Here is a 24,661-nt window from a genome sequence, read left to right as displayed (position 1 = left end):
CCAGACGCACACGCGGCCTGGCCCGTTCATTCGCCGACACTGATCTTCAGCCCCGCCGCGATGGCGAAAGGCGCCAAGGTCACCGACAACGCTGTCAGGCTGCCCAGCCACAACAGGTAACCTGTGGCTGGCAGCTGCTGCAACGACGCCTGCAGGGCGCCACTTCCCAGAATCAGCACCGGGATGTACAACGGCAGCGTCAGCAGCGCCAACAGCAGGCCGCCGCGCTTGAGCCCGACCGTCAACGCCGCCCCCACTGCGCCGAGCAGGCTGAGCACCGGGGTGCCGAGCAGCAACGACAGCAACAGCACCGGCAGGCAGCGCTCGGGCAGCCCGAGCATCAGCGCCAGCAGCGGGGAAACGAGCACCAGCGCCAGCCCGGAAAACAGCCAGTGCACCAGCACCTTGGCCAGCACCAGCAAGGGCAGTGGATGTTCGGACAATATCCATTGTTCCAGCGAACCGTCCTCCAGATCGCTGCGAAACAGGCCGTCGAGTGACAGCAGCACGGCCAGCAGTGCCGCTACCCATACCAGGCCGGGGGAAAGACCTTGCAGCACTTGCATCTGCGGACCCACGGCCAGCGGGAACAGCGCGATGACGAGGGCGAAAAACACCAGCGGGTTGGCCAGCTCGGCGGGCCGTCGACACAGCAGCCGTGCTTCGCGCTTGAGCAACAGGACGAAAACACTCATGCCGCCTGCGCGTCCAGTTCCAGCCGCCGGTAGCTGCCGGGGGTCTGCGCCAGCAGATGATGGGTGGTCAGCACGACCATGCCGCCTCGCTCGCAGTGTCCAACCAGGTGCCGTTCCAACTGCTCCACTGCCTGTGCATCGAGTGCAGTGAACGGCTCGTCGAGAATCCACAGCGGCGGGCCGGGCAGATGCAGACGAGCAAGCGCCACGCGGCGCCGCTGGCCGGCTGAAAGCCGGTGACACGGCACGTCTTCGAAACCGCGCAGGCCGATGGCCGCCAATGCCGCCCAGATGCGCTCGCGACTGGCCGGGGTGTGCAGCGCGCAGAGCCAGGCCAGGTTTTCCTCGGCGCTGAGTGTCTCGTTGATGCCGGGCGCATGGCCGATCCATACCAGCGGGCAGCCACGTTCGCGCCGGTGTGCGGTCTGCGCCTGCGCCGTCAGGGCGACCTGCCCTTCAGCGGGCTGCATCAACCCGGCCAGCAGGCGCAGCAGGCTGGTCTTGCCACAGCCGTTGGGGCCGCACACCTGAAGCATGTCGCCGGCTGCCACCTGCACCTGCAGACGCTCGAACAGCAGCCGCCCATCGCGCTCGCAGGATAGATCGGTGGCATCCAGGTATGGGGTCAAGACTCGGCCTTATGAAATCGGATCGCACGTCACGGCGTCGAGCCGTGTTCAAGTTCTGCAGGGCATGGCCGCTATACTTCCATGGCACTGTATAGCAGAGCCGGCCGCAGTGGCCGCGCATTATACATGCGCAGCTCACGCCCAAGGGCGCAACCGACACAGGTTTCATCCATGCCTGACCTGATCAGCAACCTAGCCGCGCTGCCGTCTGCCAACGGAGCCGCGCGCGCCAGTGCCTCGAACACCGAGATGGTGAAGATCACCCAGCCACTGGACAACCTGCTGGCTTTGGGCGAGACAGTCGACGCCGAGGTGGTGTCGGTCAAGGCCGGCGCCCAGGACTTTCAACTGCTGTTGCGCCTGAGCCTGGCCGGTGGCGGGGTGGCGACGATCACCGCCAGCAGCCTGCAACCGCTGCCCCAGGGCACTGCATTGCTGGTTTCGCATCTGGCCGGCGGCGCGGCCCTGGTCGCCACCCAGGAGCGCGGCAACGGCGCCCCGCTGACCCTGACCCGCATCGACACCCAGGCATTGCCGGTGGGCACGCTGTTGCAGGGCAAGGTCAGCAGCAGCCAGATGCTGCCGCAGATCGCCGGGCAGCCGGCGGTGTATCGGGCCATGGTGACCCTGCTCAACACCGCTCAGGCGGGCAATATCCTGGCCATCGAGAGCCCTCAGCCGCTGCGCCTGGGCAGCCTGCTCAGCGCCCAGGTGATGAGCGACCGCAGCCTGAATTTCGTGCCCTTGAGCGGGCGCATGGACCAACTGGCCGTGGCCCAGCAATTGGGCGCCCAGCAAGCTCGGCAGGGTTCCTTGGACAGCCTCCTGAGCGCGGTGCAGAGCCTGCGGCAGAACCCGGAACTCGCGCCACCGACGCGGGCGGGCCTGGAGCGCCTGTTGGCCAGCTTGCCGGACATGCAGCAAATGGCCGACCCGAAAACCGTTGCACAGGCCGTGGTCGCCAGCGGCGCATTCCTGGAAGCCAATCTGCTCAACGGCCAACCGGCACCCGATCTCAAGTCGGCGCTGCTGCGCCTGATGGCGCAGATCGCGCCTGCTGCGGTGCCCAATCCGGCGGCGCAACCGGCCGTGGCGGCCAATGTGCTCGCTCAGGTGCTGCCGGGGCGCGTGCGCAATGCCCTGAATGCCTGGGGGCAGGTCAGCGAAAAAATCGTCCCGGCAAGCTTTCCCCTGCCCGCCCGCACGGCGCAGAAAAGCGAAGGCGAAGACGATCTCGAACACCTGCTGCGCCTGGCCGGTGCGGCGGTGGCGCGCCTGCAGAGTCATCAGCTCGCTGGCCTGGAACAGACCGGGCGTACCCCAGATGGCGCCACGCAGACCACCTGGCAACTGGAGATCCCCATGCGCCACCTACACGATTTCATCCCGCTGCAGGTCAAGGTGCAACGCGAAGACCCGCCACCGGACCAACAGCCCCACGACAAGAACGAGCTCAGGCCCGCCCAGGAAAAGATCTGGCGCCTGGACCTGGCCTTCGATCTGGATGCACTGGGCCCGCTGCAGGTGCAGGCGCAACTGGCCCACGGCAGCCTCTCCAGCCAGTTATGGGCGCAACGACCAGCCACCGCCCTGCTCATCGAAAACCAACTGGACAATCTGCGGCAGCGCCTGCAGGCCAGCGGTTTGAACGTGGCCGATCTGCAGTGCCATCAAGGCACCGCCCCCCAAGGCGCTCGTACGCGACTGGAACAACGCTGGGTGGATGAAACCGCATGAACGAACGAGCCCCGCGCCAAGCCATCGCCCTGCGCTACGACGGCCAGAAGGCACCTATCCTCACTGCCAAGGGCGACGATGAGCTGGCTGAAGCGATCCTGGCCATGGCGCGCGAATACGAAGTACCGGTGTATGAAAATGCCGAGCTGGTGAAGATGCTGGCACGCATGGAACTGGGCGACAGCATCCCCCACGAGTTGTACCTGACCATCGCAGAGATCATCGCCTTTGCCTGGCACCTGCAAGGCAAGACCCCTTCCGGCTTCGAACTGGCGCCTGCGCCGGCCGAGCGAGACATCACGCCCAAGGCCTTGTAGCGCCTGGGCCAGAAGGCTTTTTCCACCCCTTGAATCGAGTCTACGGCGATCGCGTCGATAGCCTTTACCGGGCCGGTTTGCTATCGGTACCGGCGGCGGCCGCCCTAAATAGTTACCACGTCCACCCGATGCGCCGAACGAATCATGGCCTGGCACGACTTTCCGTGCTCTGAAAGGAATACCGCCATGACTTCCCGATTCATCAGCCCGCAGGGTGTGCAAGCCGTCCGCGACGCCCTCCAGGATTACCCCAGGCCCGATCGCGCCGCTGCCGATGCGGTACGCAAGTGGGCGTCGAAACAGGGCCTGGAGCTGAATCCGGACAAGGTCGACGCCGTTACCCTGCACTATCGATTCAAAGGCCAGCGCTGCATCGCCAAGGTCGTGCGCAAGCTGACCATGACCCAGGCGCTGCTGTCGAACTGGCAGGGCGAATCGAACAATGATCTGATCGGCGCCGCCCTGCATGCTGCTTGGGCCGGCACCCCGCCGCCCTACCCGATCACCCTGGTCGACCATCTGGATGAAAAGGGTTTGTTCGACTATGGCAGCGAGTACCTGGTGTACAACGGCCTGTACCGGCAGACATCGTCGGCGGGCTACGACCCGGCCAACCACGTACGCCTTCCTGCCGAAGAGTTTCAACGCTTCATCTGGCACATGGACTTCCAGACGCCCTACAAGCACATGCTCAAGGGCTACTGGAAAAACGGACTGCAAGCCTACCGCGATGCGGCCAAAGTCAACTTCATCGCGGCCTGCAACAGGCAGACGAGCCACGCGAGCCTGAGCGATGCCGGTCGGGTTCTGGCCTGGCAGATTGCAGGCCTGCTGCCGCGGCCTCATGCCGTACACGTCGCCTGCCTGAATATCTACGGCTATGCAGCGACCAATCTGCTGTGCCTGAAAAACACTGCGACCGGGCTGACGGTGCTGTACATACCCGGCAACAGCTCGCCGTTCCACGAATTCACCGACGAATCGTCGATGAAGCGGTGGGTGGCCAAGCACTGCAAGCATCCACACACGCGTCGAGCGCTCGAAGCACACTTTCCACCCGGCGACGAAGCCGACACGCTGGGTTTCAGTGGCCTCGCCACCGCGCTTACGGGTCTGGGCCTGTACCCCGCCTACCACCATTTCGATCCCGACAGACATCCCGGTTTCGCCACCAGCGGTTTGTGGGTACCCGAGGATACGGTCAACTACCGGACGAGCTACTACAGCCCGCCCATCGAAGGCGACCTGTTCATGGCCATGGCCCGCCAACAGAAGAAACGCAGCGAGCAGGACGCCGCGTTCATCATCGACACCGACAGCTCGGTAACCCAGGAAAAGTGGCGCGGCTACTTCACTTCGGCCATCAACACCCTGGCCCCGATCGCGATGGTGGTGCCGGAACTGGCGCCAATCTTTGCCTTGGGCGGCCTTGCTCAACTAGGCCTTGGGCTGGATCGGGCAATCAACGGGAAAAACCTGGAGCAGCGCGCCGCCGGCGCCGGCGATGCGGTCTGGGGCATGCTCAATGCAACCCCACTGCTGCACCTGCAGATTCCCCAAAGACCGGCAATCTTCCGCTTCAAGCGTGCCGAGTTCGTCATCCCGGCACGCATCAACGGCCAGCTCGGCTACCCGCTGAGCCCGGTGCAGGCCCCGCACCTTGCGGCCCTGGAGCCAGTTCTGGAGACCGCCTTCAGCCTGCCGCAATCGGTGCAACCCGTGGCCGGGGCGGACCAGGCGCTTAGCGATGCCATCATTCGCGTGCCCAGCTACAGTGGCAGGCACGACCTTCTGGAATGTGAAATAGACGGATACGTCGCTGCCGTTCACTACGATGTGGAGCGTGACGCCTTCGTCCAGAGCACCGACCTCAACGAGATCGATCCGCCGTGCTACGTGGCGCCGCAGCCTGGCGGGCGCTCGCTGTCGCGGTTGCCGAACGTCGCGCGGCCCGTCACCGACGCCCAGCGCGCGCAGACCCTACGGGCGCTGGGGGTCGATCTGACACTGCCGCTGAGCCTTGGCGAACTGCGCCCACCGGTCATGAAAGCCATCGCGAAGAAAATCTCCTGCCTGTGGGTCGGCGACAAGGTCATCAGCGCTGCCTTGCTGGAAAACGTAGGACGCAATGCCGCCCTGCTGCGCGACAGCAGTTACCAATACCGCCTGTTCCTTTCCACGACCTCACCGCAAGCCTATGCGCGCAATGTCGAGCTGTTGGCCCAGCATGCGCCCTCGCTGCGGGTCATCCCGTTCGAACCGCATCCGCTGTACACGGCGTTCAAACGCAGTCGCTATTTTCGGCAATACCAGGCGGCCATCGAAGGCAACGGCGGAATCGCCACCAACTACGCTTCGGCATCCGACGTGCTGCGCTATCGAATTCTGAAAAGCGAAGGCGGCCTGTACATGGATATGGACGACAGCATCCTCGCACCCGGAGAGAAAACCCCCATGGGGCAGCTGGCCGAACCCATCGATAGCGTACCGCTGCGCACGTCGGACCGAGGCCTGATCCTTTCGGTGCCCCTGTCCAATGAAACCCTGGGCATGAACATCCAGTTCGGCAACAGCATGATCGGCAGCCACGCGGGCAATCCGACCCTGGATGCAGTGTCGCAAACGATGCTGGAGCGCTTCGAGGCGCAGCCACGGTTCTACGATAGCCGTCCGGATCGGGCAACCGATCCCGAAGGCTTCCAGCGTTATGCCATTACCTTGAACCACATCAGCGGGCCCGGTGCACTCAACCACACCATCAGCCAGCGGTTGCTTGAGCTGGCGCAGTACCGCGAAGCGTGGAACCTGGCGGCGTTGCCGATCCGCGACATCAACGGCGTCCTCGACTGGTCGGGGTTCAACGATGCGTATCAGACACTCACGCCACTCAACCGCTTTTCGCGGGTAGGCAGCAGCCTGAGCTGGACCCACACCTGAGTGACACCGCCGGATGCTGACGAGCAACAGGCGCTGGGCGCTCAGCCGCGGTGCAGTTTGCTCATCAGCTCGGCCTCGGCCTGGGTGAGGCCGCAGGCCTGGGTCAGCTCATCCACCGACGCGCCCATGGCCACCAACTTGCCCGCCTGGGCAAACGACAGGCTGCCGGGGTCGCGTTGCTCGAGCTGGGCCAGCTTCTCCGGCAATGGCCCAACCACCGCGCGCAACTCGTGCAGTGCTTCGCCCAGGCGCACGTTGAGATTCTGGTAGTCGTCCAGGCGCTTGGTCAGCTCGCGCAGCCGCTGATCGCGCAGCGCATCGCCTGCCGCCTGTTCAGCAGCCAGCAGGCGCTGGCTTTTCTGGTAGGACAGGAACAGCGAGACCGTTCCAACCCACAGCACCGCCAGCAGGACGACTGCAACCTCGAAGATCAATCAGATATTCTCCAGCTCGGACCACTCTTCTTCGGACATCATCTTGTCCAGCTCGACAAGAATCAGCAGTTCGCCATTCTTGTTGCACACGCCCTGAATGAACTTGGCCGACTCGTCGTTACCGACGTTGGGCGCCGTTTCGACTTCGGACTGGCGCAGGTAGACAACCTCGGCGACGCTGTCGACCAGAATCCCTACCACCTGCTTGTCGGCCTCGATGATGACGATGCGCGTATTGTCGCTGACATCGCTGGAATCCAGACCGAAGCGCTGACGCGTATCGATCACCGTGACCACGTTACCGCGCAGGTTGATGATACCCAACACGTAGCTGGGCGCACCCGGCACCGGTGCGATTTCGGTGTAGCGCAACACTTCCTGCACCTGCATCACATTGATGCCGTAGGTTTCATTGTCCAGACGGAAGGTGACCCACTGCAGGATCGGATCTTCGGAACCTTGGGCGGACGACTTCTTCATGCTACTAACCCCTCAAATGCCATGACGGCGGCGTGTTCATTCAATTCTTGACGATAGCGGTGGTGGCGGCAGGCTTGCCTGGCGCCGAGGCGACTGGACGCAGATGGCGTGCGCCGCCACTGGCGATCAGCTCGGCCAGTTCGGCGACGTCCAGCAGCGCGCACATGTGTTCGATGACGGTTCCCGCCAGCCATGGCCGCTGGCCGCGCTGACTGCGCCACTTGATCTCGTTGGGGTCCAGGCGCAGCGAGCGGCTGACCTGGTGCACGGCCAGACCCCACTCGTAGCCCTGCACCGAAATCACGTACTGCAACCCCTGGCGGAAATCGTCGCGGTAGCGATCGGGCATCACCCAACGCGCGGTGTCGAGCACTTTCAGGTTGCCACTGTTGCTGGGCAGGATGCCGAGAAACCAGTCGGGCTGGCCGAACAGCGGCGTCAGGGTCTGGCCAGCCAATGCATAGATCGAACCCAGGCACACCAGCGGCACGGCCAGGGTCAGCCCGGCAACGTCGAACAGCAGGCACTCGAACGGCTCGGCGGCCCAGCTGGGGCGGCCATCTACGGTTACCGAGAGCGGCTGCAGACTTGCCGACGGCAGATGGACATCGACCACCGGTGCGACCAGCGCCGACTCGGCTGACGAGATTGAATCGGCAATGGGCGTGGGCACCTGCCCCTGCACCGGCGGCGAAAGCACTGGCACTGGCACTGGTACCGGCTGCAGGCTTGCAGCATCGCGCACCTGTTCCTCGAGCACGGCTGCCTGGAACTCGTCGAGTCTGTCCAGGCCGGCGTCGAGATCGAGCGCTTCGAACGCCTCGGTGGCTTCATGCAACAGGCCGTCCAGGTAGGACTGCAAGGCCACCTGGGGCCGTTGGGCAATATCGACGGGACGGTTCATCAGGCTACCTGCGCGACGAGTTGTTGGGCCAGCAAATGCTTGAGCAAGGCCCGGTAGGCGACCACGGCCCGGCTCTTGCCGTCGAAGCGCGAGGGTGTCTGTCCGGCCCGGCTGGCGTCGCGCAGACGCGTGTCGACCGGGATGTAACCCGGCCATATGTGCTGTGGGTAATCGTCGCGCAAGGTGCGCAGGGTGCTCAGCGACGCCTGGGTACGACGGTCGAACAACGTCGGAACGATGCTGTATGGCAGGGCCTGACGGCGCGAACGGTTGATCATGGTCAAGGTGCTGACCATGCGCTCCAGGCCTTTGACTGCCAGGTGCTCGGTCTGTACCGGGATCACCAGTTGCTGGCTCGCCGCCAATGCATTGACCATGAGCACGCCCAGCAGCGGCGGGCTGTCAATCACGGCGTAGTCGAAGTCCTGCCACAGTTGCGCCAGGGTCTTGGCAATCACCAGGCCCAGGCCGCTCTGCCCCGGTTGCTGGCGCTCCAGCGTCGCCAATGCGGTGCTCGAAGGCAGCAACGAGACGTTGGCCTCGCCGGTCGGCAGCAGCAGTTGATGAGCCAGGCCTGGCGGCACGGCGCCCTTGTGCAGGAACAGGTCGTAACAGCTGTGCGCCAGTTCATCGGGGTTGTGCCCGAAATAACTGGTCATCGAGCCATGCGGATCGAGATCGACCATGACCACGCGCTTGCCCGCCTCGGCGAGCAAACCGGCCAAGGCGATCGAAGTCGTGGTCTTGCCTACCCCGCCTTTTTGATTGGCTACTGCCCAGACTCTCATGGTGATAATTTCCCCTCGGTAAATGGCGCACTACCGAGATAGTGAAGCTTTCGGGTTATGGGCCGGGCGGCGGACTTTTGACAGACCCAGGCGCGGACGGCACGGTTAAGGGCGTCTTTGCAGTTTGTGTGCCAGCCCGGCGCAATGCTGCATCCGGCTGGGCGTTGGCGCTGCCAGAACTGGTGATGCTGCGACGCACGTCAAGGTTGCGCGAAATGACCAGCACCACCCGACGGTTGCGCCCTCTTCCATCGGCGCTGGCGTTGTCGGCCACCGGCTGGAACTCACCATAACCGACCGCCGCCATGCGCCGCGGGTCGATGCCTTCCATGGCCATCATGCGCACAATGCTCGCTGCCCGAGCGGTCGACAGCTCCCAGTTGGTCGGGAACTGCGCAGTGCTGATGGGCAGGTTGTCGGTGAAACCCTCGACATGAACCGGATTGTCGAAGGGCTTGAGAATGCCCGCCACCTTGTCGACGATGGCGAACGCCATGTCGCTGGGCATGGCATCGCCACTGCCGAACAGCAGGCTGGACTTGAGTTCGATCTCGATCCACAGCTCGTTGCCGCGCACGGTCAGTTGATCCGAAGCAATCAGGTCGCCGAACGCCTGACGGACATTGTCGGCAATGGTCTGCAATGGGTCGACCGCCTCGCCGATGGCCGCTTCCGATTGCTCGCTGTCGGTGACCAGCGGCTGCACAGGACGGGTGGTCAAGGGTCGCTCCTCGCCGATCGGGATGGGCCTGACGCTACGGTCCGGGTCGCTGAACACCCCCACCAGCGCCTGCGACAAGACCTTGTACTTGCCTTCGTTGACCGACGAGATCGAATACATCACCACGAAGAAAGCGAACAGCAGGGTGATGAAATCGGCATAGGACACCAACCAGCGTTCGTGGTTTTCCGGCTCTTCGAGGCGACGACGACGGGCCATGCCATGCTCTCCTAGTCGAGGTAGCCTTGCAGCTTCATTTCGATCGAGCGTGGGTTCTCACCTTCGGCGATGGACAGCAGCCCTTCGAGCAGCATTTCCCGATAGGCCGCCTGACGCTGGGCGAGCGCCTTGAGCTTGTGCGCCACCGGCAGCAAAAGCAGGTTGGCGCTGGCTACACCGTAGATGGTCGCCACGAACGCCACCGCGATGCCGTTGCCCAGCTGGCTGGGGTCGGCCAGGTTGCCCATGACGTGGATCAAGCCCATCACCGCACCGATGATGCCGATGGTGGGCGCATAGCCACCCATGCTTTCGAACACCTTGGCCGCCTGCAAATCACGGGTTTCACGGTTGTACAGATCGACTTCGAGCACGCTGCGGATGGCCGCGGCCTCGGCGCCATCGACCAGCAACTGAAGCCCCTTTCGTGCGTAGTCGTCGGGCTCGGCTTCGGCACTGGCTTCCAGCCCGAGCAAACCTTCCTTGCGCGAGACCAGGCTCCAGTTCACCACACGATCGATACCGCCGGCCATGTCGATCCTGGGCGGAAAGAGAATCCAGCGCACATTGTGCAGTGCGCGCTTGAACGCACTCATGGGCGACTGGATCAGCGCCGCCGCCAGCGTGCCACCGACCACGATCAGCGCGGCAGGACCATTGAGCAGCGCCGACAGGTGGCCACCCTCGAGAAAATTGCCACCGATGATGGCAACGAACGCGAGGATGATCCCGATCAGGCTGAGTACATCCATCAGCCGCACGCCTCGACCAGGTGCCGGCCAATGTCGTCGAGGCTGTAGATGGCGTCGGCCAGGCCAGCCTTGACGATGGCCATGGGCATGCCGTAGATCACGCAGCTTGCTTCGTCCTGGGCCCAGATGTGACTGCCGCCCTGCTTGAGCAGGCGCGCGCCCTCTCGACCGTCGGCGCCCATGCCGGTAAGCACCACCGCCAGGACCTTGTCGCCGTAGGACTTGGCCGCCGAACCAAACGTGATGTCCACGCAGGGTTTGTAGTTCAGGCGCTCGTCACCGGGCAGAATCTTCACCGCGCCGCGGCCGTCGATCATCATCTGCTTGCCGCCGGGCGCCAGCAATGCCAGCCCGGGACGCAGCACGTCGCCGTCCTCGGCTTCCTTGACGCTGATCCGGCACAGCTTGTCGAGGCGCTCGGCGAACGCGCGAGTGAAGGCGGCCGGCATGTGCTGGACGAGCACGATCGGCGTTGGAAAATGTGCCGGCAGCTGGGTCAGCACGCGCTGAAGCGCCACCGGCCCTCCGGTGGAAGTGCCGATGGCCACCAGTTTGTAAGGCTTGCGCCGCGGCGTCGCACTGCTGGCGGTCGGCGCCGGCGCCCGCACCGGCGTCACCGGTGCGGGCGTACGCGTTGGCACGGGCCGCGACGGTGTCAGGGCGGCTGTAGAGGCCGCGGCCGCGAGCGCCGGAGCGGGCGTGGCCATGTGCGCACCCAGCCGGCGGTTGCTGCGCGAGAGTGTGTGGATCTTCTCGCAGAGCATCTGTTTGACCTTCTCGGGGTTGCGAGAAATGTCTTCGAAATTCTTCGGCAGGTAATCCACCGCCCCCGCGTCGAGGGCGTCGAGGGTTACCCGCGCGCCCTCGTGGGTGAGGGAGGAAAACATCAGGACCGGGGTGGGACAGCGCTGCATGATATGACGCACGGCAGTGATGCCGTCCATCATCGGCATCTCGTAGTCCATGGTGATCACATCGGGTTTGAGCGCCAGGGCCTGATCGATCGCTTCGCGGCCATTGGTAGCGGTCCCGACCACCTGGATGGTGGGGTCCGACGAAAGAATTTCCGAGACGCGGCGGCGGAAAAAACCGGAATCATCCACCACCAGGACCTTGACTGCCATAAACACTCCACTACGATCAGATACGCCGTGCGGCGTAGCGCTTGAGCATGCTCGGTACATCGAGGATCAAGGCGATTCGGCCGTCACCAGTGATGGTCGCGCCGGACATGCCGGGCGTGCCCTGCAGCATCTTGCCCAGCGGCTTGATCACCACTTCTTCCTGCCCGACCAGTTGGTCGACCACGAAACCGATGCGTTGGGTGCCGACCGACAGGATGACCACGTGGCCCTCGCCCTGCTCCTCGTGGGCCGCCGACTTGACCAGCCAGCGCTTGAGGTAGAACAACGGCAGCGCCTTGTCGCGCACGATGACCACTTCCTGGCCATCGACGACGTTGGTGCGCGAGAGGTCCAGGTGGAAGATCTCGTTGACGTTGACCAGCGGGAAGGCGAACGCCTGGTTGCCCAGCATCACCATCAGCGTCGGCATGATTGCCAGGGTCAGCGGCACCTTGATGACGATCTTCGAGCCTTGGTCCTTGGCCGAGTAGATGTTGATCGAGCCATTCAGCTGGCTGATCTTGGTCTTGACCACGTCCATGCCGACGCCGCGGCCCGACACGTCGGAAATTTCCGTCTTGGTGGAAAAGCCCGGCGCGAAAATCAGGTTGTAGCAGTCGGACTCGCTGAGGCGGTCGGCGGCGTCGCGGTCCATCAGGCCCTTTTCCACGGCCTTGGCGCGCAGGACCGCAGGGTCCATGCCCTTGCCGTCATCGCTGATCGACAAGAGGATATGGTCGCCTTCCTGCTCCGCCGACAACACCACGCGCCCACCGCGCGCCTTGCCGTTGCGTTCGCGCTCTTCCGGCGTCTCGATGCCGTGGTCGACGGCGTTGCGCACCAAGTGCACCAACGGGTCGGCCAGGGCCTCGACGAGATTCTTGTCCAGGTCGGTTTCTTCACCGACCAGTTCCAGGTTGATTTCCTTCTTCAACTGCCGCGCCAGGTCGCGGACCAGCCGCGGGAAGCGTCCGAAGACCTTCTTGATCGGCTGCATGCGCGTCTTCATGACGGCCGTCTGCAGGTCGGCCGTGACCACGTCCAGGTTCGATACGGCCTTGGACATGGCTTCGTCGCTGCTGTTGGCGCCCAGGCGCACCAGGCGGTTGCGCACCAGCACCAGTTCGCCGACCATGTTCATGATTTCGTCCAGGCGCGCGGTGTCGACCCGTACGGTCGTCTCGGCTTCGCTGGCAACCGGTTTCTCGGCCACCGGTGCACGTGCAGGGGCTGCCTCGACCTTGCGCGGTGCCGCCACCGGCGCGGGCGCGGCCGGAGCCGGCTGCGTCTCGGGCAGGCTGGCGACATCGCTGAACTTGCCCTTGCCATGCAGTTGGTCGAGCAGTGATTCGAACTCGTCGTCGGTGATCTGGTCGCTCGTGGGAGCCTGAGCCTGCGCCTGGGCAGGCGGTGGCGTGACCGCATCGGCAGTGAACGTACCCTTGCCATGCAACTGGTCGAGCAGCGCCTCGAACTCGTCGTCGGTGATCTCGTCGCCAGACGCACCCACGGCAGCCTGCGCCGAAGCGGCTGGCGATGCCGCAGCCGGCGCTAGCGCATCGACCGCGAACTGACCCTTGCCGTGCAGCTGGTCGAGCAGCGACTCGAATTCGTCGTCGGTGATATCGTCGCTGGCCGCGCCGTGCTGTGCAGCAGCGGACGCGGTGGGCGCGGCGGCCTGCGCTTTGGCCGCGCTCAAGGAATCGAGCAATTGCTCGAACTCGCTGTCGGTGATGTCTTCGCCCGGCGTCGAGGCGGGCGCCGCAACGGGCACCGCCACGGACGGCGCAACGACCGCCGCAGCCGGTTCGGCCAGGCGCGCCAGGGCATCGAGCAACTGGGGGCTGGCCGGCGTGACCGGGGAGCGTTCACGCACCTCGGTGAACATGCCGTTGACCGCGTCCAGCGCTTCGAGAACGACATCCATGAGTTCGGCGTCGACCCGGCGCTCACCTTTGCGCAAGATGTCGAAGACGTTCTCGGCGATATGGCAGCACTCCACCAGCTCGTTGAGCTGGAGGAAGCCGGCGCCGCCTTTTACAGTGTGAAAACCGCGAAAAATTGCATTGAGCAAGTCGGCATCATCGGGACGGCTTTCCAGCTCGACCAGTTGTTCGGACAGTTGCTCGAGAATTTCGCCGGCCTCTACCAGGAAATCCTGAAGGATTTCTTCGTCGGCGCCGAAGCTCATGTGGATGCTCCCTGGAATACGTGATTAACGGTCAACACAGTCAGGCGCAGGCGGTGGCCTAGAAGCCCAGACTGGACAGCAGATCGTCGACATCGTCCTGACCGGATACGACGTCTTCACGTTTATCGGCATGGATCTGCGGACCTTCACCCTTGGCGGGATGTTTTTCTTGATCTTTTTCGGCGCGGAGCTGTTCGTGATCATGCTGGATGCCGGCGAAGCGATCGACCTGGCTGGCCATCAGGACCAGTTTGAGCAGGTTGCTCTCCACTTCGGTGACCAGCGCGGTGACACGCTTGATGACCTGGCCGGTGAGGTCCTGATAATCCTGGGCCAGCACGATGTCGTTGAGGTGGCTGGCGACTTCGCGATTGCCCTGCTCGCTGCGGGTCAGGAAGCTGTCGACCCGGCGCGCCAGTTCGCGGAACTCGTCGGCGGCCACTTCGCGGCGCATGAAGCGCTGCCAGTCGGCGCTCAAGGCACTGGCTTCGGCACTCAGCGTATTGAGCACCGGGGTGCTCTGCTCGACCAGATCCATGGTGCGATTGGCCGCGTTTTCGGTCAGGCGTACCACATACGACAGACGTTCGGTCGCGTCGGTGATCTGCGAAACCTCTTCGGCCTGGGGGATGTTCGGATCGATCTGGAAACTGACGATTGCGCTGTGCAGCTCGCGCGTAAGCTTGCCCACTTCCTGATACAGGCCGCGATCGCGGGTCTGGTTCAGTTCGTGGATCAATTGCACCGCGTCGCCGAAACGGCCTTTTTCAAGGCTGTCGACCAGCTCCACGGCGTGTTTTTTCAGGGTCGACTCGAAGTCCCCCAACGTGCTTTGTTTGTGGTCCATTGCGCCCCCATTGCAGACTTCAGCTATTGACGCGCTCGAAAATCTTTTCGATTTTTTCTTTCAGCACTTGCGCAGTGAAAGGCTTGACCACATACCCGTTGACCCCGGCCTGGGCGGCTTCGATGATCTGCTCGCGCTTGGCCTCGGCGGTGACCATCAGCACCGGCAGGTGCTTGAGGCGATCGTCGGCGCGCACCTGGCGCAGCAGGTCGATGCCGGACATGCCAGGCATGTTCCAGTCGGTGACGAGAAAATCGAAGTTGCCGCTGTGCAACATCGGCAAGGCGGTGTTGCCATCGTCGGCCTCGGCGGTGTTGGTGAAGCCCAGGTCACGCAGCAGGTTCTTGATGATGCGCCGCATCGTCGAGAAATCGTCGACGATGAGGATTTTCATGTTCTTGTCCAATTAGACCTCCAGCAGTCTTGAACACGCCCAGCCCCTGGACGTGCATAACAATCGAATTCGCCTGAGCCACTTGCCGCTGCAGATCGCCTACCCGCGCTACGCCAGCGGGCCTCTTCACGGACAGAGCCCGCTTCCACGGTCTCGACCTGTGTGGGAGCGGGCTCTGCCCGCGACAAAGCCCGCACCGGTCTTGCCGTTCCTTCAGCGTGCCCGCCATTCCCCCAGGCGCCCGCGAAGTCGCGCCGCGCACTGGCTGTGCAACTGGCTTACCCGCGATTCGCTGACACCCAGTACCTCGCCGATTTCCTTGAGGTTCAGCTCTTCGTCGTAATACAACGACAGGACCAGCTTCTCGCGCTCGGGCAGGTTGGCGATGGCCTCGGCCAGCGCGCTTTGAAAGCGTTCGTCCTCGAGATCCCGCGAGGGCTCCAGCGAACCGCTGGCGCCGTCTTCGTGCAGGCCCTCGTGCTCACCGTCCTGCAGCAGATCGTCGAAACTGAACAAGCGGCTGCCCAGGGTATCGTTCAGGATCCCGTAGTAATCATCCAGACTCAGACTAAGTTCGGCAGCGATCTCGTGATCTTTAGCGTCGCGACCGGTTTTCGACTCGATTCGGCGAATGGCATCACTGACCATGCGGGTATTGCGGTGCACCGAACGCGGCGCCCAGTCGCCCTTGCGCACTTCGTCGAGCATGGCGCCGCGGATACGAATACCGGCGTAGGTCTCGAAACTGGCCCCCTTGCTCGAGTCGTACTTGGTCGAGACCTCCAGCAGACCGATCATGCCGGCCTGGATCAGGTCTTCCACCTGCACGCTGGCTGGCAGACGCGCCAGCAGGTGATAGGCGATACGCTTGACCAGCGGCGCGTATTGCTCGATCAGCTGATGCTGCTGCGAGTCGCGCGACGCCTTGCTGTACATACGGTATCCGCTGGCACTCATGATACGGGCCCTGCGCTGGTTTGCTGGACCAGGCGTTCGACGAAGAACTCCAGGTGGCCACGGGGGTTGGCCGGCAAAGGCCAGGTGTCTACTTTCTGCGCGATCGCCTTGAAGGCCAGCGAGCATTTGGAACGGGGGAACGCCTCGTACACGGCGCGCTGCTTCTGCACGGCCTTGCGCACCGACTCATCGTAGGGCACGGCGCCGACGTACTGCAGGGCAACGTCGAGGAAGCGATCGGTCACCTTGGTCAGCTTGGCGAACAGATTGCGCCCTTCCTGGGGGCTCTGCGCCATGTTGGCCAGGACCCGGAAGCGGTTCATGCCGTAATCGCGGTTGAGCAGCTTGATCAAGGCGTAGGCATCGGTGATCGAGGTGGGCTCGTCGCATACCACGAGCAGGACTTCCTGGGCGGCGCGGACAAAGCTCACTACCGATTCGCCGATACCGGCGGCGGTGTCGATGATCAGTACGTCGAGGTTGTCGCCCACATCGCTGAAGGCCTGGATCAGGCCGGCATGCTGGGCCGGGCTCAACTGCACCATGCTCTGGGTACCCGAGGCTGCCGGCACGACACGGATGCCGCCGGGGCCCTGCAACATCACGTCGCGCAGTTCGCAGCGACCTTCGATCACATCGGCCAGGGTGCGCTTGGGGGTCAGGCCCAGCAACACGTCGACGTTGGCCAGGCCAAGGTCGGCGTCCAGCAACATGACCCGGCGGCCGAGCTCGGCCAACGCCAGGGACAAGTTCACTGACACATTAGTCTTGCCGACGCCACCTTTGCCGCCGGTCACCGCGATCACCTGTACGGGATGCATGCTGCCCATGTTCGTTCTTTACCTTGTCTAGACCGAGGCCACACGAGTGGCTGCCAGTTCGATTGCTCGAGTGTTTCCTGGCAACCCTACGATGCAGGAAGAGTGTGTTTGCATAACGTTCTTCACCTCAGCCAACTCGCTTGTCGGGGCTGTGGTAGAGACCCGCGAACATATCGGCCATAGCCTCTTCGCTGGGCTCTTCTTGCATTTGCACGCTCACTGCGCGGCTGACCAACTGGTGCCGGCGCGGCAAATGCAAGTCATCGGGAATGCGCGGCCCATCGGTAAGATAGGCAATCGGCAGTTCCTGACTGATGGCCAGGCTCAGCACTTCGCCGAGACAGGCCGTTTCATCCAGTTTGGTCAGGATGCACCCGGCCAGACCGCAACGCTTGTAGCTATGGTACGCCGCGCTGAGCACCTGCTTCTGGCTGGTAGTAGCCAGCACGAGGTAGTTGCGCGCATTGATCCCGCGTCCGGCCAGGCTTTCGAGCTGCATGCGCAGGGCCGGATCGCTGGCTTGCAGGCCAGCGGTGTCGATCAATACCACGCGCTTGCGCAGCAGGGGTTCCAGGGCCTGTACCAATGACTGGCCCGGATCGACCTGAGTCACCGATACATTGAGAATGCGGCCCAGGGTCTTGAGTTGTTCCTGGGCACCGATGCGAAAGCTGTCCATGCTCACCAGCGCCACGCTCTGGGAACCGTACTTGAGCACATAACGGGCCGCCAGCTTGGCCAGGGTGGTGGTCTTGCCCATGCCAGCCGGGCCGACCATGGCGATCACGCCACCTTCTTCGAGCGGTTCCACTTCCGGTGTACGGATCATACGCGCCAAGTGCGCCAGCAGCATCCGCCATGCCTGCCGAGGTTCGTTGATTTCGCTGGTCAGGCTGAGCAGCTCGCGAGCGATCGGGCCGGACAAGCCGATGCGCTGCAAACGACGCCACAGATTCGCCTGCGCCGGCTTGCTGCCTTGCAGCTGGGTCCAGGCCAGGGAGCCCAGCTGCACTTCCAGCAGTTGGCGCAAACCGTTGAGTTCGGAACGCATGGAATCGAAAAGACGTTGGTCGACGGCAGGCTGTGGCGCCGGGGCCACCTGCACACGCGGGGGCTCTTCGCGACGCGGCTCGACCAGCGGCTCGGCGGCGGTCAACGGCAGGCCGGCAACCAGCTGGCGGTTGGTGGCCGCATCGCTCTCGCCACGGGTGCTCAGCTCGGCCTGGGCCGAAACGATGCGCGATTGGGTCTTGCGCAGCTCTTCTTCCAACTCGAGGTTGGGCACGCGCGGCGCCAGGGCCGACAGCTTGTAGTCCAGCGCTGCGGTCAGCTCGACGCCGCCGGCGATGCGACGGTTGCCAATGATGGCAGCGTCGGCGCCCAGCTCATCGCGGACCAATTTCATGGCCTGACGCATGTCGGCGGCGAAAAATCGCTTCACTTGCATAACCCACTACCTCAGCCGTTGGGCCCTACTGTCGCAACGATGGTGACTTGCTTGTTATCAGGGATTTCCTGATAGGCCAGTACGTGAAGGTTGGGGATCGCCAGGCGACCGAAGCGTGACAGCATCGCGCGGACCGGACCGGCCACCAGCAGTATCACCGGTTGGCCCTGCATCTCCTGCCGCTGCGCCGCATCGATCAGGGATCTCTGCAGTTTTTCCGCCATGCTCGGTTCCAGCAAAACGCCTTCTTCCTGACCCTGACCAGCCTTCTGAAGACTATTTAGCAATATCTGTTCCAACCTTGGTTCCAGCGTGATGACAGGCAGCTCCGACTCAATGCCTACAATGCTTTGCACGATTGCGCGGGACAAACCGACCCTGACGGCCTGAACCAGCGCGGCGGTATCTTGACTCCGATGCCCGTTGTTGGCGATGGCTTCTGCGATGCTGCGGATGTCGCGTACGGGTACCTGCTCTGCCAGCAGGGCCTGCAGGACCTTGAGCAGCGAAGACAGCGAAAGGATGCCCGGAACCAGCTCTTCGGCCAGCTTGGGCGAGCCTTTTGCCAGAACTTGCAGCAATTGTTGCACTTCTTCGTGGCCGATCAGCTCATGGGCATGCTTCTGCAGAATCTGGTTCAAGTGCGTGGCCACTACCGTACTGGCATCGACCACCGTGTAGCCCAGCGACTGCGCCTGGCTGCGCAGGTTGACGTCGATCCAGACCGCGTCCAGACCAAACGCCGGATCCTTGGCGGTGATGCCGTTCAACGAGCCGAACACCTGACCGGGGTTGATTGCCAGCTCGCGATCCGGGTAGATCTCGGCTTCGGCGAGGATCACCCCCATGAGCGTCAAACGATAGGCGCTGGGCGCCAGGTCGAGGTTGTCGCGAATATGCACGGTAGGCATCAGGAAGCCCAGGTCCTGGGACAGCTTCTTGCGTACGCCCTTGATCCGCGCCAGCAATTGGCCGCCTTGATTGCGGTCCACCAGCGGGATCAAACGGTAGCCAACTTCCAGGCCGATCATGTCGATGGGCGTCACGTCATCCCAGCCCAGTTCCTTGGTTTCCTGGGTGCGCGTCGGTGAAGGCAGCAGCTCTTGTTGGCGCTGCACTTCGGCCTGGGCCTGGACCTTGACGTCGTTCTGCTTTTTCCACAAAAGGTAGGCACCACCACCGGCGATGGCACCCAGGGTGATAAAGGCCATGTGCGGCATTCCGGGCACCATGCCCATGATCACCATCAGCGCGCCGGAGACGGCCAGTGCCTTGGGCGAGGCGAACATCTGCCGCTGGATCTGCTTGCCCATCTCCTCGGAGCCTGAAGCACGGGTCACCATGATGGCTGCCGCGGTGGACAGCAACAGCGATGGCAACTGAGCGACCAGGCCGTCACCGATGGTCAACAGGGCGTACACCTTGCCTGCCTCGGCGAATGGCATGTTGTGTTGCAACATGCCCACCAGCATGCCGCCGATCAGGTTGATGAACAGGATCAGCAGACCGGCGATGGCGTCGCCACGGACGAACTTGCTGGCACCGTCCATCGAGCCGTAGAACTCGGCTTCGGCGGCCACTTCGGTACGACGCGCCTTGGCCTGGTTCTGATCGATGAGGCCGGCGTTGAGGTCGGCGTCGATGGCCATCTGCTTGCCGGGCATGGCATCCAGGGTGAACCGCGCGCTCACTTCGGAGATGCGCCCGGCGCCCTTGGTGACCACCACGAAGTTGATGATCATGAGGATGGCGAACACCACGATACCGACGATGTAGTTACCGCCGATCACCACCTCACCGAATGCCTGGACCACTTTACCTGCGGCGGCATGGCCTTCCTGGCCGTGCAGCATGATCACCCGCGTCGACGCCACGTTGAGTGCAAGGCGCAGCAGCGTGGCCACCAGCAGGATGGTCGGGAACACGGCGAAGTCCAGCGGACGCAGCGCGTACACGCACACCAGCAGCACGACGATGGACAAGGCGATGTTGAAGGTGAAGAACACGTCCAGCAGCAGTGCCGGGATCGGCAGCATCATCATCGCCAGCATCACCAGCAACAGCAGCGGCACGCCAAGGTTGCCGCGGCCAAGGCCGACGATGTTGCTGCGAGCGGTGTTGATTAATTGAGAGCGATCCACCGACATTCCCCACTTCCCCAAGCGAACTTTTGACGCGCCAGGCGTCTTGCCAAGGGGTAGTGCAAGAAGGGGTCCAACTTTTGCCGGAGGGGGTTAAAGATTATCGAGGGGCTGCCGAGATGGAGTGAAATCGATCTATCGGGGGCGCGGCCTTCGCGGGCAGAGCCCGCTCCCACAGGGTATCGACCTGCCCGCGAAGGGCGCGACGCGGTCTAACTGTCCCGCTGTAGATCCGGCGGGATCGGCAGGTCCTGCAACGGATCGGGACGCTTGCCTCGCCCGGCCTGGTACTGGCGGATCTGGTAGACATAGGCAAGCACCTGCGCCACCGCCAGGTACAACCCCGCAGGAATCTGCTGTTCGATCTCGGTGGAATAGAAGATCGAACGCGCCAGGGCCGGTGACTCCAGCACCTGGATGCGATGCTCGTTGCCGATCTCGCGAATTTTCAAGGCAATGAAGTCCGAGCCCTTGGCCAGCAATACCGGCGCATTGCCCTTCTCCGGATCGTATTTCAACGCCACCGCGTAGTGAGTCGGGTTGGTGATGATCACGTCCGCTTCGGGAATCGCCGTCATCATCCGGCGCTGCGACATTTCGCGCTGCAACTGGCGTACCCGCCCCTTTACCTCGGGCCGGCCTTCGGAGTCCTTGTGCTCGTCCTTGACCTCCTGCTTGGTCATCATCAGCTTCTGTTTGCTGCTGTAGAGCTGGAACGGCACGTCCACGGCGGCAATCAACGCCAGCCCACAGGACATCCACAAGGCGCTCCAGCCGACCAGCTGCACGCTGTGGATGATCGCCATTTCCAGCGGCTCGTTGGCAATCGCAAGCAGGTCGGTACGGTCTTTGGCCAGCACCATCATGGCAACGATCAGGGTGATGGCGAACTTGGCCAGCGCCTTCAGCAATTCGGTCAATGCATGCATGGAGAACATGCGCTTGAGGCCGGCGGCCGGGTTCATGCGGCTGAACTTGGGCGCCATGGAGCTGGCGGCGAACAACCAGCCGCCCAGCGCGACCGGGCCGATCAGCGCCGCCAGCAGCAAGGTCAGCAGAATCGGCTGGGTCGCCAGAATCGCCACCTTGCCCGACTGCAGCAGAAAAATGCCCATGTAGCGCTCATCGAGCAACACCTCGCGGCTCAAGGTGAAGTTGCTGCGCATCAGTTCCAGCAGGCTTTGCGCAAGATGGCCGCCGAACGCCAGCAGCGCGCCGCACCCGGCGACCATCACTGCCAGCGTGTTGAGCTCCTTGGAACGGGCGATCTCGCCCTTCTCGCGCGAATCCTTCTTGCGCTTGTCCGTGGGGTCTTCTGTCTTGTCCGCACCGCTTTCGCTTTCGGCCATTGCCTACTCCGCTCGCGCCAATTCGCGCAGCCACTGCAGGGCGTTGGCCGCCAGCGGCTGATACTGGTTGAGAATGTCGCCCAGGCTGACCCACAGGATGAACATCCCCAGCACCAGGGTCAGCGGGAAACCGATGGAAAAGATGTTCAGTTGAGGCGCCGCGCGGGTCATCACGCCGAAGGCAATGTTGACCACCAGCAAGGCTGTGATGGCAGGCAGCACCAGCAACACCCCGGCGCCCAGCACCCAGCCCATGCGCAGCACCACGTCCCAGTAGTGCGCGGTCAGCAGGCCGCCGCCGATGGGCAGCGTGGTGAAGCTCTCGGTGAGCACCTCGAACACCACCAGATGGCCGTTCATGGACAGGAACACCAGGGTCACCAGCATGCTGAAGAACTGGCCGATCACGGCCACGGACACGCCGTTGGTGGGGTCGACCATGGACGCGAAGGCCATGCCCATCTGGATCGCGAGAATCTGCCCGGCAACGGTAAAGGCCTGGAACAGGAACTGCAGCGAGAAACCGAACAGCGCGCCGATGATGATCTGTTCGGCCACCAGCAGCAGCGCCTGGCCGCTGATCGCATCCACCGTGGGCGCTGGCGGCAATCCCGGCACGATGACCACGGTAATGGCCACGGCCACGTACAGGCGCACGCGCTGCGGCAGTACCTGGGTGCCGAAGATCGGCATGGTCATCAGCATCGAGGCCACGCGGAACAGCGGCAGGATGAAGCTGGCCACCCAGCCGCCGATCTGCGCATCGGTCAATTGCAGCAGCGGCTGCATCAGCCGATCACCTGCGGAATATTGGAGTACAGGGTAGTGATGTACTCCATGAAGGTGCGCACCATCCATGGCCCGATGACGATCAGCGTCACCAGCATGACCAGCAGGCGCGGAAGGAAGCTCAGGGTCTGTTCGTTGATCTGCGTGGCGGCCTGGAACATGGCGATGATCAGGCCGACGATCAGGCTCGGCAAAACCAGGATCGCGACCATCACGGTGGTCAGCCACAGCGCTTCGCGAAACAGGTCGACGGCGACTTCCGGGGTCATGGATTCACGCTCCTGTGAAAGGCAAAGTCATACACCACCGAAACTCCCGGCCAGGGTCCCGATGATCAGCGCCCAGCCATCGACCAGCACGAACAGCATGATCTTGAACGGCAGCGAGATGATCAGCGGCGACAGCATCATCATACCCATGGCCATCAGCACACTGGCGACCACCAGGTCGATGATCAGGAACGGAATGAAGATCATGAAGCCGATCTGGAACGCCGTTTTCAGCTCGGAGGTGACGAACGCCGGCACCAGGATGGTCAGCGGCGCCTGGTCGGCGCTGGCGATGTCGGTGCGCTTGGACAGCCGCATGAACAGCTCCAGGTCGCTCTGCCGGGTCTGAGCCAGCATGAAGTCCTTGATCGGGCCCTCGGCACGTGCCACGGCATCCTGGGCGCTGAGTTGTTCACTCAGATAGGGTTGCAGGGCCTGCTGGTTCACCTTGTCGAACACCGGCGCCATGATGAACATGGTCAGGAACAGCGCCATGCCGGTCAACAGCTGGTTGGACGGCGTCTGTTGCAGGCCCAGTGCCTGGCGCAGGATGGAAAAGACGATGATGATACGTGTGAAGCTGGTCATCAACATGACGAACGCCGGAATGAAACTCAGCGCCGTCATGATCAACAGGATCTGCAGATTGACCGAATACTCCTGCTGGCCGTTGGCACCGCTGGTCATGGTCAATGCCGGAATCTGCAGCGGATCGGCGGCCATGGCCAGGGGCGCCACCAACAGCAGGCCCAGCGGCAGGACAGTGCGCAACACACCCATCACTTCTTATCCTTCTGGTCCTTGCCCAGCAGTTCCATCAGGCGCTGGGCGAATTCGGGTGTGGCCTGGGTGGTTCGGTCGGGTGGCTGCACCGGCGTGCTCATCACGTGCAGCGCGCTGATGCGCCCCGGGCTGACACCCAGCAGGATCTGCTCCTCGCCCACTTGCACCAGCACCAGCCGATCACGTGGCCCCAGCGCCTTGGCGCCAATCACGTCGATGACCTGGCCCTGGCGCGGCGCCGCCTGGTGCACGCGCCGCATCAGCCACGCCAGGGCGAAGATCAAGGCCACCACCGCCAGCAGCCCCAGCACGGTCTGGGTCAACTGACCGGCCAGGCCAGTGCCTCCCGACGCCACCACCGGCGCCGCAGCAGGGGCCACTTCCAGCGCTGCCAGGGCGACCACGGGCAAGAGCAGCAAGGCCCACAGGAACCGGCCCATCACCGCAGCTTCTTGATGCGTTCGCTGGGGCTGATCACGTCGGTCAGGCGAATGCCGAACTTCTCGTTGACCACCACCACTTCGCCATGGGCGATCAAGGTGCCGTTGACCAGCACGTCCAACGCCTCGCCGGCCAGACGGTCGAGCTCGATCACCGAGCCCTGGTTGAGCTGCAGCAAATTGCGGATGCTGATATCGGTCGCCCCAACCTCCATGGAAATGGTCACCGGGATATCCAGGATCACATCGAGGTTCGGGCCCTCGAGCGTGACCGGGCCGTTACCCGATTTGGGCGAACTGCCGAACTCCTCCATCGGCAGGCGGGAGGAACTCGAACTGCCGCGCGTATCGGCGGCCAACAGCGCGTCGATATCGTCCTGCCCGGCATCCCCGGACTCATCCAGAGCCGCCGCCCATTCATCGGCGAGCGCCTGGTCTTCGGCAGAAATTGTCTCATCTTGATCAGCCATCAGTGGTCCTCGACGGGCATCTAAAT

At 63.4% G+C, this 24,661-nt stretch carries 25 protein-coding genes; 3 read left to right on the top strand and 22 right to left on the bottom strand.

The annotated features are described in order from the left end of the window. Positions 1-26: 26 nt before the first annotated feature. Together ccmB and ccmA are read right to left on the bottom strand one after the other, a co-directional pair. Positions 27-695 carry a heme exporter protein CcmB gene (gene ccmB / locus H7993_RS12110; RefSeq protein WP_122475867.1) on the bottom strand — a complete coding sequence of 223 codons (669 nt, stop codon included), beginning with the start codon at positions 693-695 and terminating at the stop codon, positions 27-29. Continuing rightward, positions 692-1,324, bottom strand: a complete 633-nt coding sequence (gene ccmA / locus H7993_RS12105) for a cytochrome c biogenesis heme-transporting ATPase CcmA (protein ID WP_185794522.1) — start codon at positions 1,322-1,324, stop codon at positions 692-694. Before ccmA ends, ccmB begins: the two co-directional genes overlap by 4 nt. Before the next feature lie 171 nt (positions 1,325-1,495). Here ccmA and fliK point away from each other — a divergent pair, with 171 nt between their 5' ends. The 3 genes from fliK to H7993_RS12090 all read left to right on the top strand — a co-directional run bounded on the left by fliK (position 1,496) and on the right by H7993_RS12090 (position 6,315). Next, positions 1,496-3,061: a flagellar hook-length control protein FliK gene (fliK, locus tag H7993_RS12100; RefSeq protein ID WP_185794521.1), complete on the top strand. Its 1,566-nt coding sequence runs from the start codon at positions 1,496-1,498 to the stop codon at positions 3,059-3,061. Next, entirely contained in the window at positions 3,058-3,378 is a 321-nt protein-coding gene (locus H7993_RS12095; protein WP_185794520.1) for an EscU/YscU/HrcU family type III secretion system export apparatus switch protein, read from the top strand. The genes fliK and H7993_RS12095 overlap by 4 nt, the downstream gene beginning before the upstream one ends. Positions 3,379-3,564: 186 nt before the next feature. Beyond that, on the top strand, positions 3,565-6,315 hold the full coding sequence (locus tag H7993_RS12090; RefSeq protein ID WP_185794519.1) for a dermonecrotic toxin domain-containing protein: 2,751 nt from the start codon (positions 3,565-3,567) through the stop codon (positions 6,313-6,315). Between the two features lie 41 nt (positions 6,316-6,356). Here H7993_RS12090 and H7993_RS12085 read toward each other — a convergent pair whose 3' ends face one another. The 20 genes from H7993_RS12085 to fliN all read right to left on the bottom strand — a co-directional run bounded on the left by H7993_RS12085 (position 6,357) and on the right by fliN (position 24,635). Continuing rightward, on the bottom strand, positions 6,357-6,749 hold the full coding sequence (locus H7993_RS12085; protein WP_049858773.1) for a DUF2802 domain-containing protein: 393 nt from the start codon (positions 6,747-6,749) through the stop codon (positions 6,357-6,359). Then, positions 6,750-7,229 (bottom strand): chemotaxis protein CheW, encoded by a 480-nt coding sequence (locus H7993_RS12080; protein ID WP_043186096.1) that lies wholly within the window; start codon positions 7,227-7,229, stop codon positions 6,750-6,752. A gap of 40 nt (positions 7,230-7,269) precedes the next feature. Next, positions 7,270-8,133 carry a CheW domain-containing protein gene (locus H7993_RS12075; protein ID WP_185794518.1) on the bottom strand — a complete coding sequence of 288 codons (864 nt, stop codon included), beginning with the start codon at positions 8,131-8,133 and terminating at the stop codon, positions 7,270-7,272. Next, positions 8,133-8,921 (bottom strand): ParA family protein, encoded by a 789-nt coding sequence (locus tag H7993_RS12070; RefSeq protein WP_122475877.1) that lies wholly within the window; start codon positions 8,919-8,921, stop codon positions 8,133-8,135. Before H7993_RS12070 ends, H7993_RS12075 begins: the two co-directional genes overlap by 1 nt. 55 nt (positions 8,922-8,976) lie before the next feature. Beyond that, positions 8,977-9,861 (bottom strand): flagellar motor protein MotD, encoded by an 885-nt coding sequence (motD, locus tag H7993_RS12065; protein WP_185794517.1) that lies wholly within the window; start codon positions 9,859-9,861, stop codon positions 8,977-8,979. 11 nt (positions 9,862-9,872) lie between these two features. Continuing rightward, positions 9,873-10,613 carry a flagellar motor protein gene (locus tag H7993_RS12060; RefSeq protein WP_122475880.1) on the bottom strand — a complete coding sequence of 247 codons (741 nt, stop codon included), beginning with the start codon at positions 10,611-10,613 and terminating at the stop codon, positions 9,873-9,875. Beyond that, entirely contained in the window at positions 10,613-11,737 is a 1,125-nt protein-coding gene (locus H7993_RS12055) for a protein-glutamate methylesterase/protein-glutamine glutaminase (RefSeq protein WP_185794516.1), read from the bottom strand. The genes H7993_RS12060 and H7993_RS12055 overlap by 1 nt, the downstream gene beginning before the upstream one ends. Before the next feature lie 16 nt (positions 11,738-11,753). Beyond that, positions 11,754-13,928, bottom strand: coding sequence for a chemotaxis protein CheA (locus H7993_RS12050; protein WP_185794515.1), 2,175 nt, complete (start codon positions 13,926-13,928; stop codon positions 11,754-11,756). Between the two features lie 58 nt (positions 13,929-13,986). Then, positions 13,987-14,775 (bottom strand): protein phosphatase CheZ, encoded by a 789-nt coding sequence (locus H7993_RS12045; protein ID WP_185794514.1) that lies wholly within the window; start codon positions 14,773-14,775, stop codon positions 13,987-13,989. A gap of 19 nt (positions 14,776-14,794) precedes the next feature. Then, positions 14,795-15,169 carry a chemotaxis response regulator CheY gene (locus H7993_RS12040; RefSeq protein WP_090362272.1) on the bottom strand — a complete coding sequence of 125 codons (375 nt, stop codon included), beginning with the start codon at positions 15,167-15,169 and terminating at the stop codon, positions 14,795-14,797. Positions 15,170-15,382: 213 nt separating this feature from the next. Then, the gene (gene fliA, locus H7993_RS12035) at positions 15,383-16,129 is read right to left on the bottom strand and encodes an RNA polymerase sigma factor FliA (protein WP_342345044.1); all 747 of its coding nucleotides are present in this window, start codon (positions 16,127-16,129) and stop codon (positions 15,383-15,385) included. Further along, positions 16,123-16,956, bottom strand: coding sequence for a flagellar synthesis regulator FleN (gene fleN / locus H7993_RS12030; RefSeq protein WP_122475888.1), 834 nt, complete (start codon positions 16,954-16,956; stop codon positions 16,123-16,125). The genes fliA and fleN overlap by 7 nt, the downstream gene beginning before the upstream one ends. A gap of 118 nt (positions 16,957-17,074) precedes the next feature. Next, positions 17,075-18,394, bottom strand: coding sequence for a flagellar biosynthesis GTPase FlhF (flhF, locus tag H7993_RS12025; RefSeq protein ID WP_185794512.1), 1,320 nt, complete (start codon positions 18,392-18,394; stop codon positions 17,075-17,077). An 11-nt stretch (positions 18,395-18,405) separates the two neighbouring features. After that, the gene (gene flhA / locus H7993_RS12020) at positions 18,406-20,535 is read right to left on the bottom strand and encodes a flagellar biosynthesis protein FlhA (RefSeq protein ID WP_122476754.1); all 2,130 of its coding nucleotides are present in this window, start codon (positions 20,533-20,535) and stop codon (positions 18,406-18,408) included. Between the two features lie 212 nt (positions 20,536-20,747). After that, positions 20,748-21,884, bottom strand: coding sequence for a flagellar biosynthesis protein FlhB (flhB, locus tag H7993_RS12015; protein WP_122713695.1), 1,137 nt, complete (start codon positions 21,882-21,884; stop codon positions 20,748-20,750). A gap of 3 nt (positions 21,885-21,887) precedes the next feature. Further along, complete coding sequence (gene fliR / locus H7993_RS12010) at positions 21,888-22,673, bottom strand: flagellar biosynthetic protein FliR (RefSeq protein ID WP_122475893.1); 786 nt, start codon at positions 22,671-22,673, stop codon at positions 21,888-21,890. Further along, positions 22,673-22,942, bottom strand: a complete 270-nt coding sequence (gene fliQ, locus H7993_RS12005; RefSeq protein WP_043186065.1) for a flagellar biosynthesis protein FliQ — start codon at positions 22,940-22,942, stop codon at positions 22,673-22,675. The genes fliR and fliQ overlap by 1 nt, the downstream gene beginning before the upstream one ends. 27 nt (positions 22,943-22,969) lie before the next feature. Beyond that, on the bottom strand, positions 22,970-23,722 hold the full coding sequence (fliP, locus tag H7993_RS12000) for a flagellar type III secretion system pore protein FliP (protein ID WP_122475897.1): 753 nt from the start codon (positions 23,720-23,722) through the stop codon (positions 22,970-22,972). Then, positions 23,722-24,165 (bottom strand): flagellar biosynthetic protein FliO, encoded by a 444-nt coding sequence (gene fliO / locus H7993_RS11995; RefSeq protein ID WP_185794511.1) that lies wholly within the window; start codon positions 24,163-24,165, stop codon positions 23,722-23,724. The genes fliP and fliO overlap by 1 nt, the downstream gene beginning before the upstream one ends. Beyond that, on the bottom strand, positions 24,165-24,635 hold the full coding sequence (fliN, locus tag H7993_RS11990) for a flagellar motor switch protein FliN (protein ID WP_122475901.1): 471 nt from the start codon (positions 24,633-24,635) through the stop codon (positions 24,165-24,167). Before fliN ends, fliO begins: the two co-directional genes overlap by 1 nt. Between the last annotated feature and the right edge of the window lie 26 nt (positions 24,636-24,661).

The organism is Pseudomonas baltica (assembly GCF_014235765.1).
GTDB lineage: Bacteria > Pseudomonadota > Gammaproteobacteria > Pseudomonadales > Pseudomonadaceae > Aquipseudomonas > Aquipseudomonas baltica.
The sequence above is the reverse complement of the archived record's forward strand: the minus strand, read 5'-3'. Positions and strand labels throughout refer to the sequence as shown.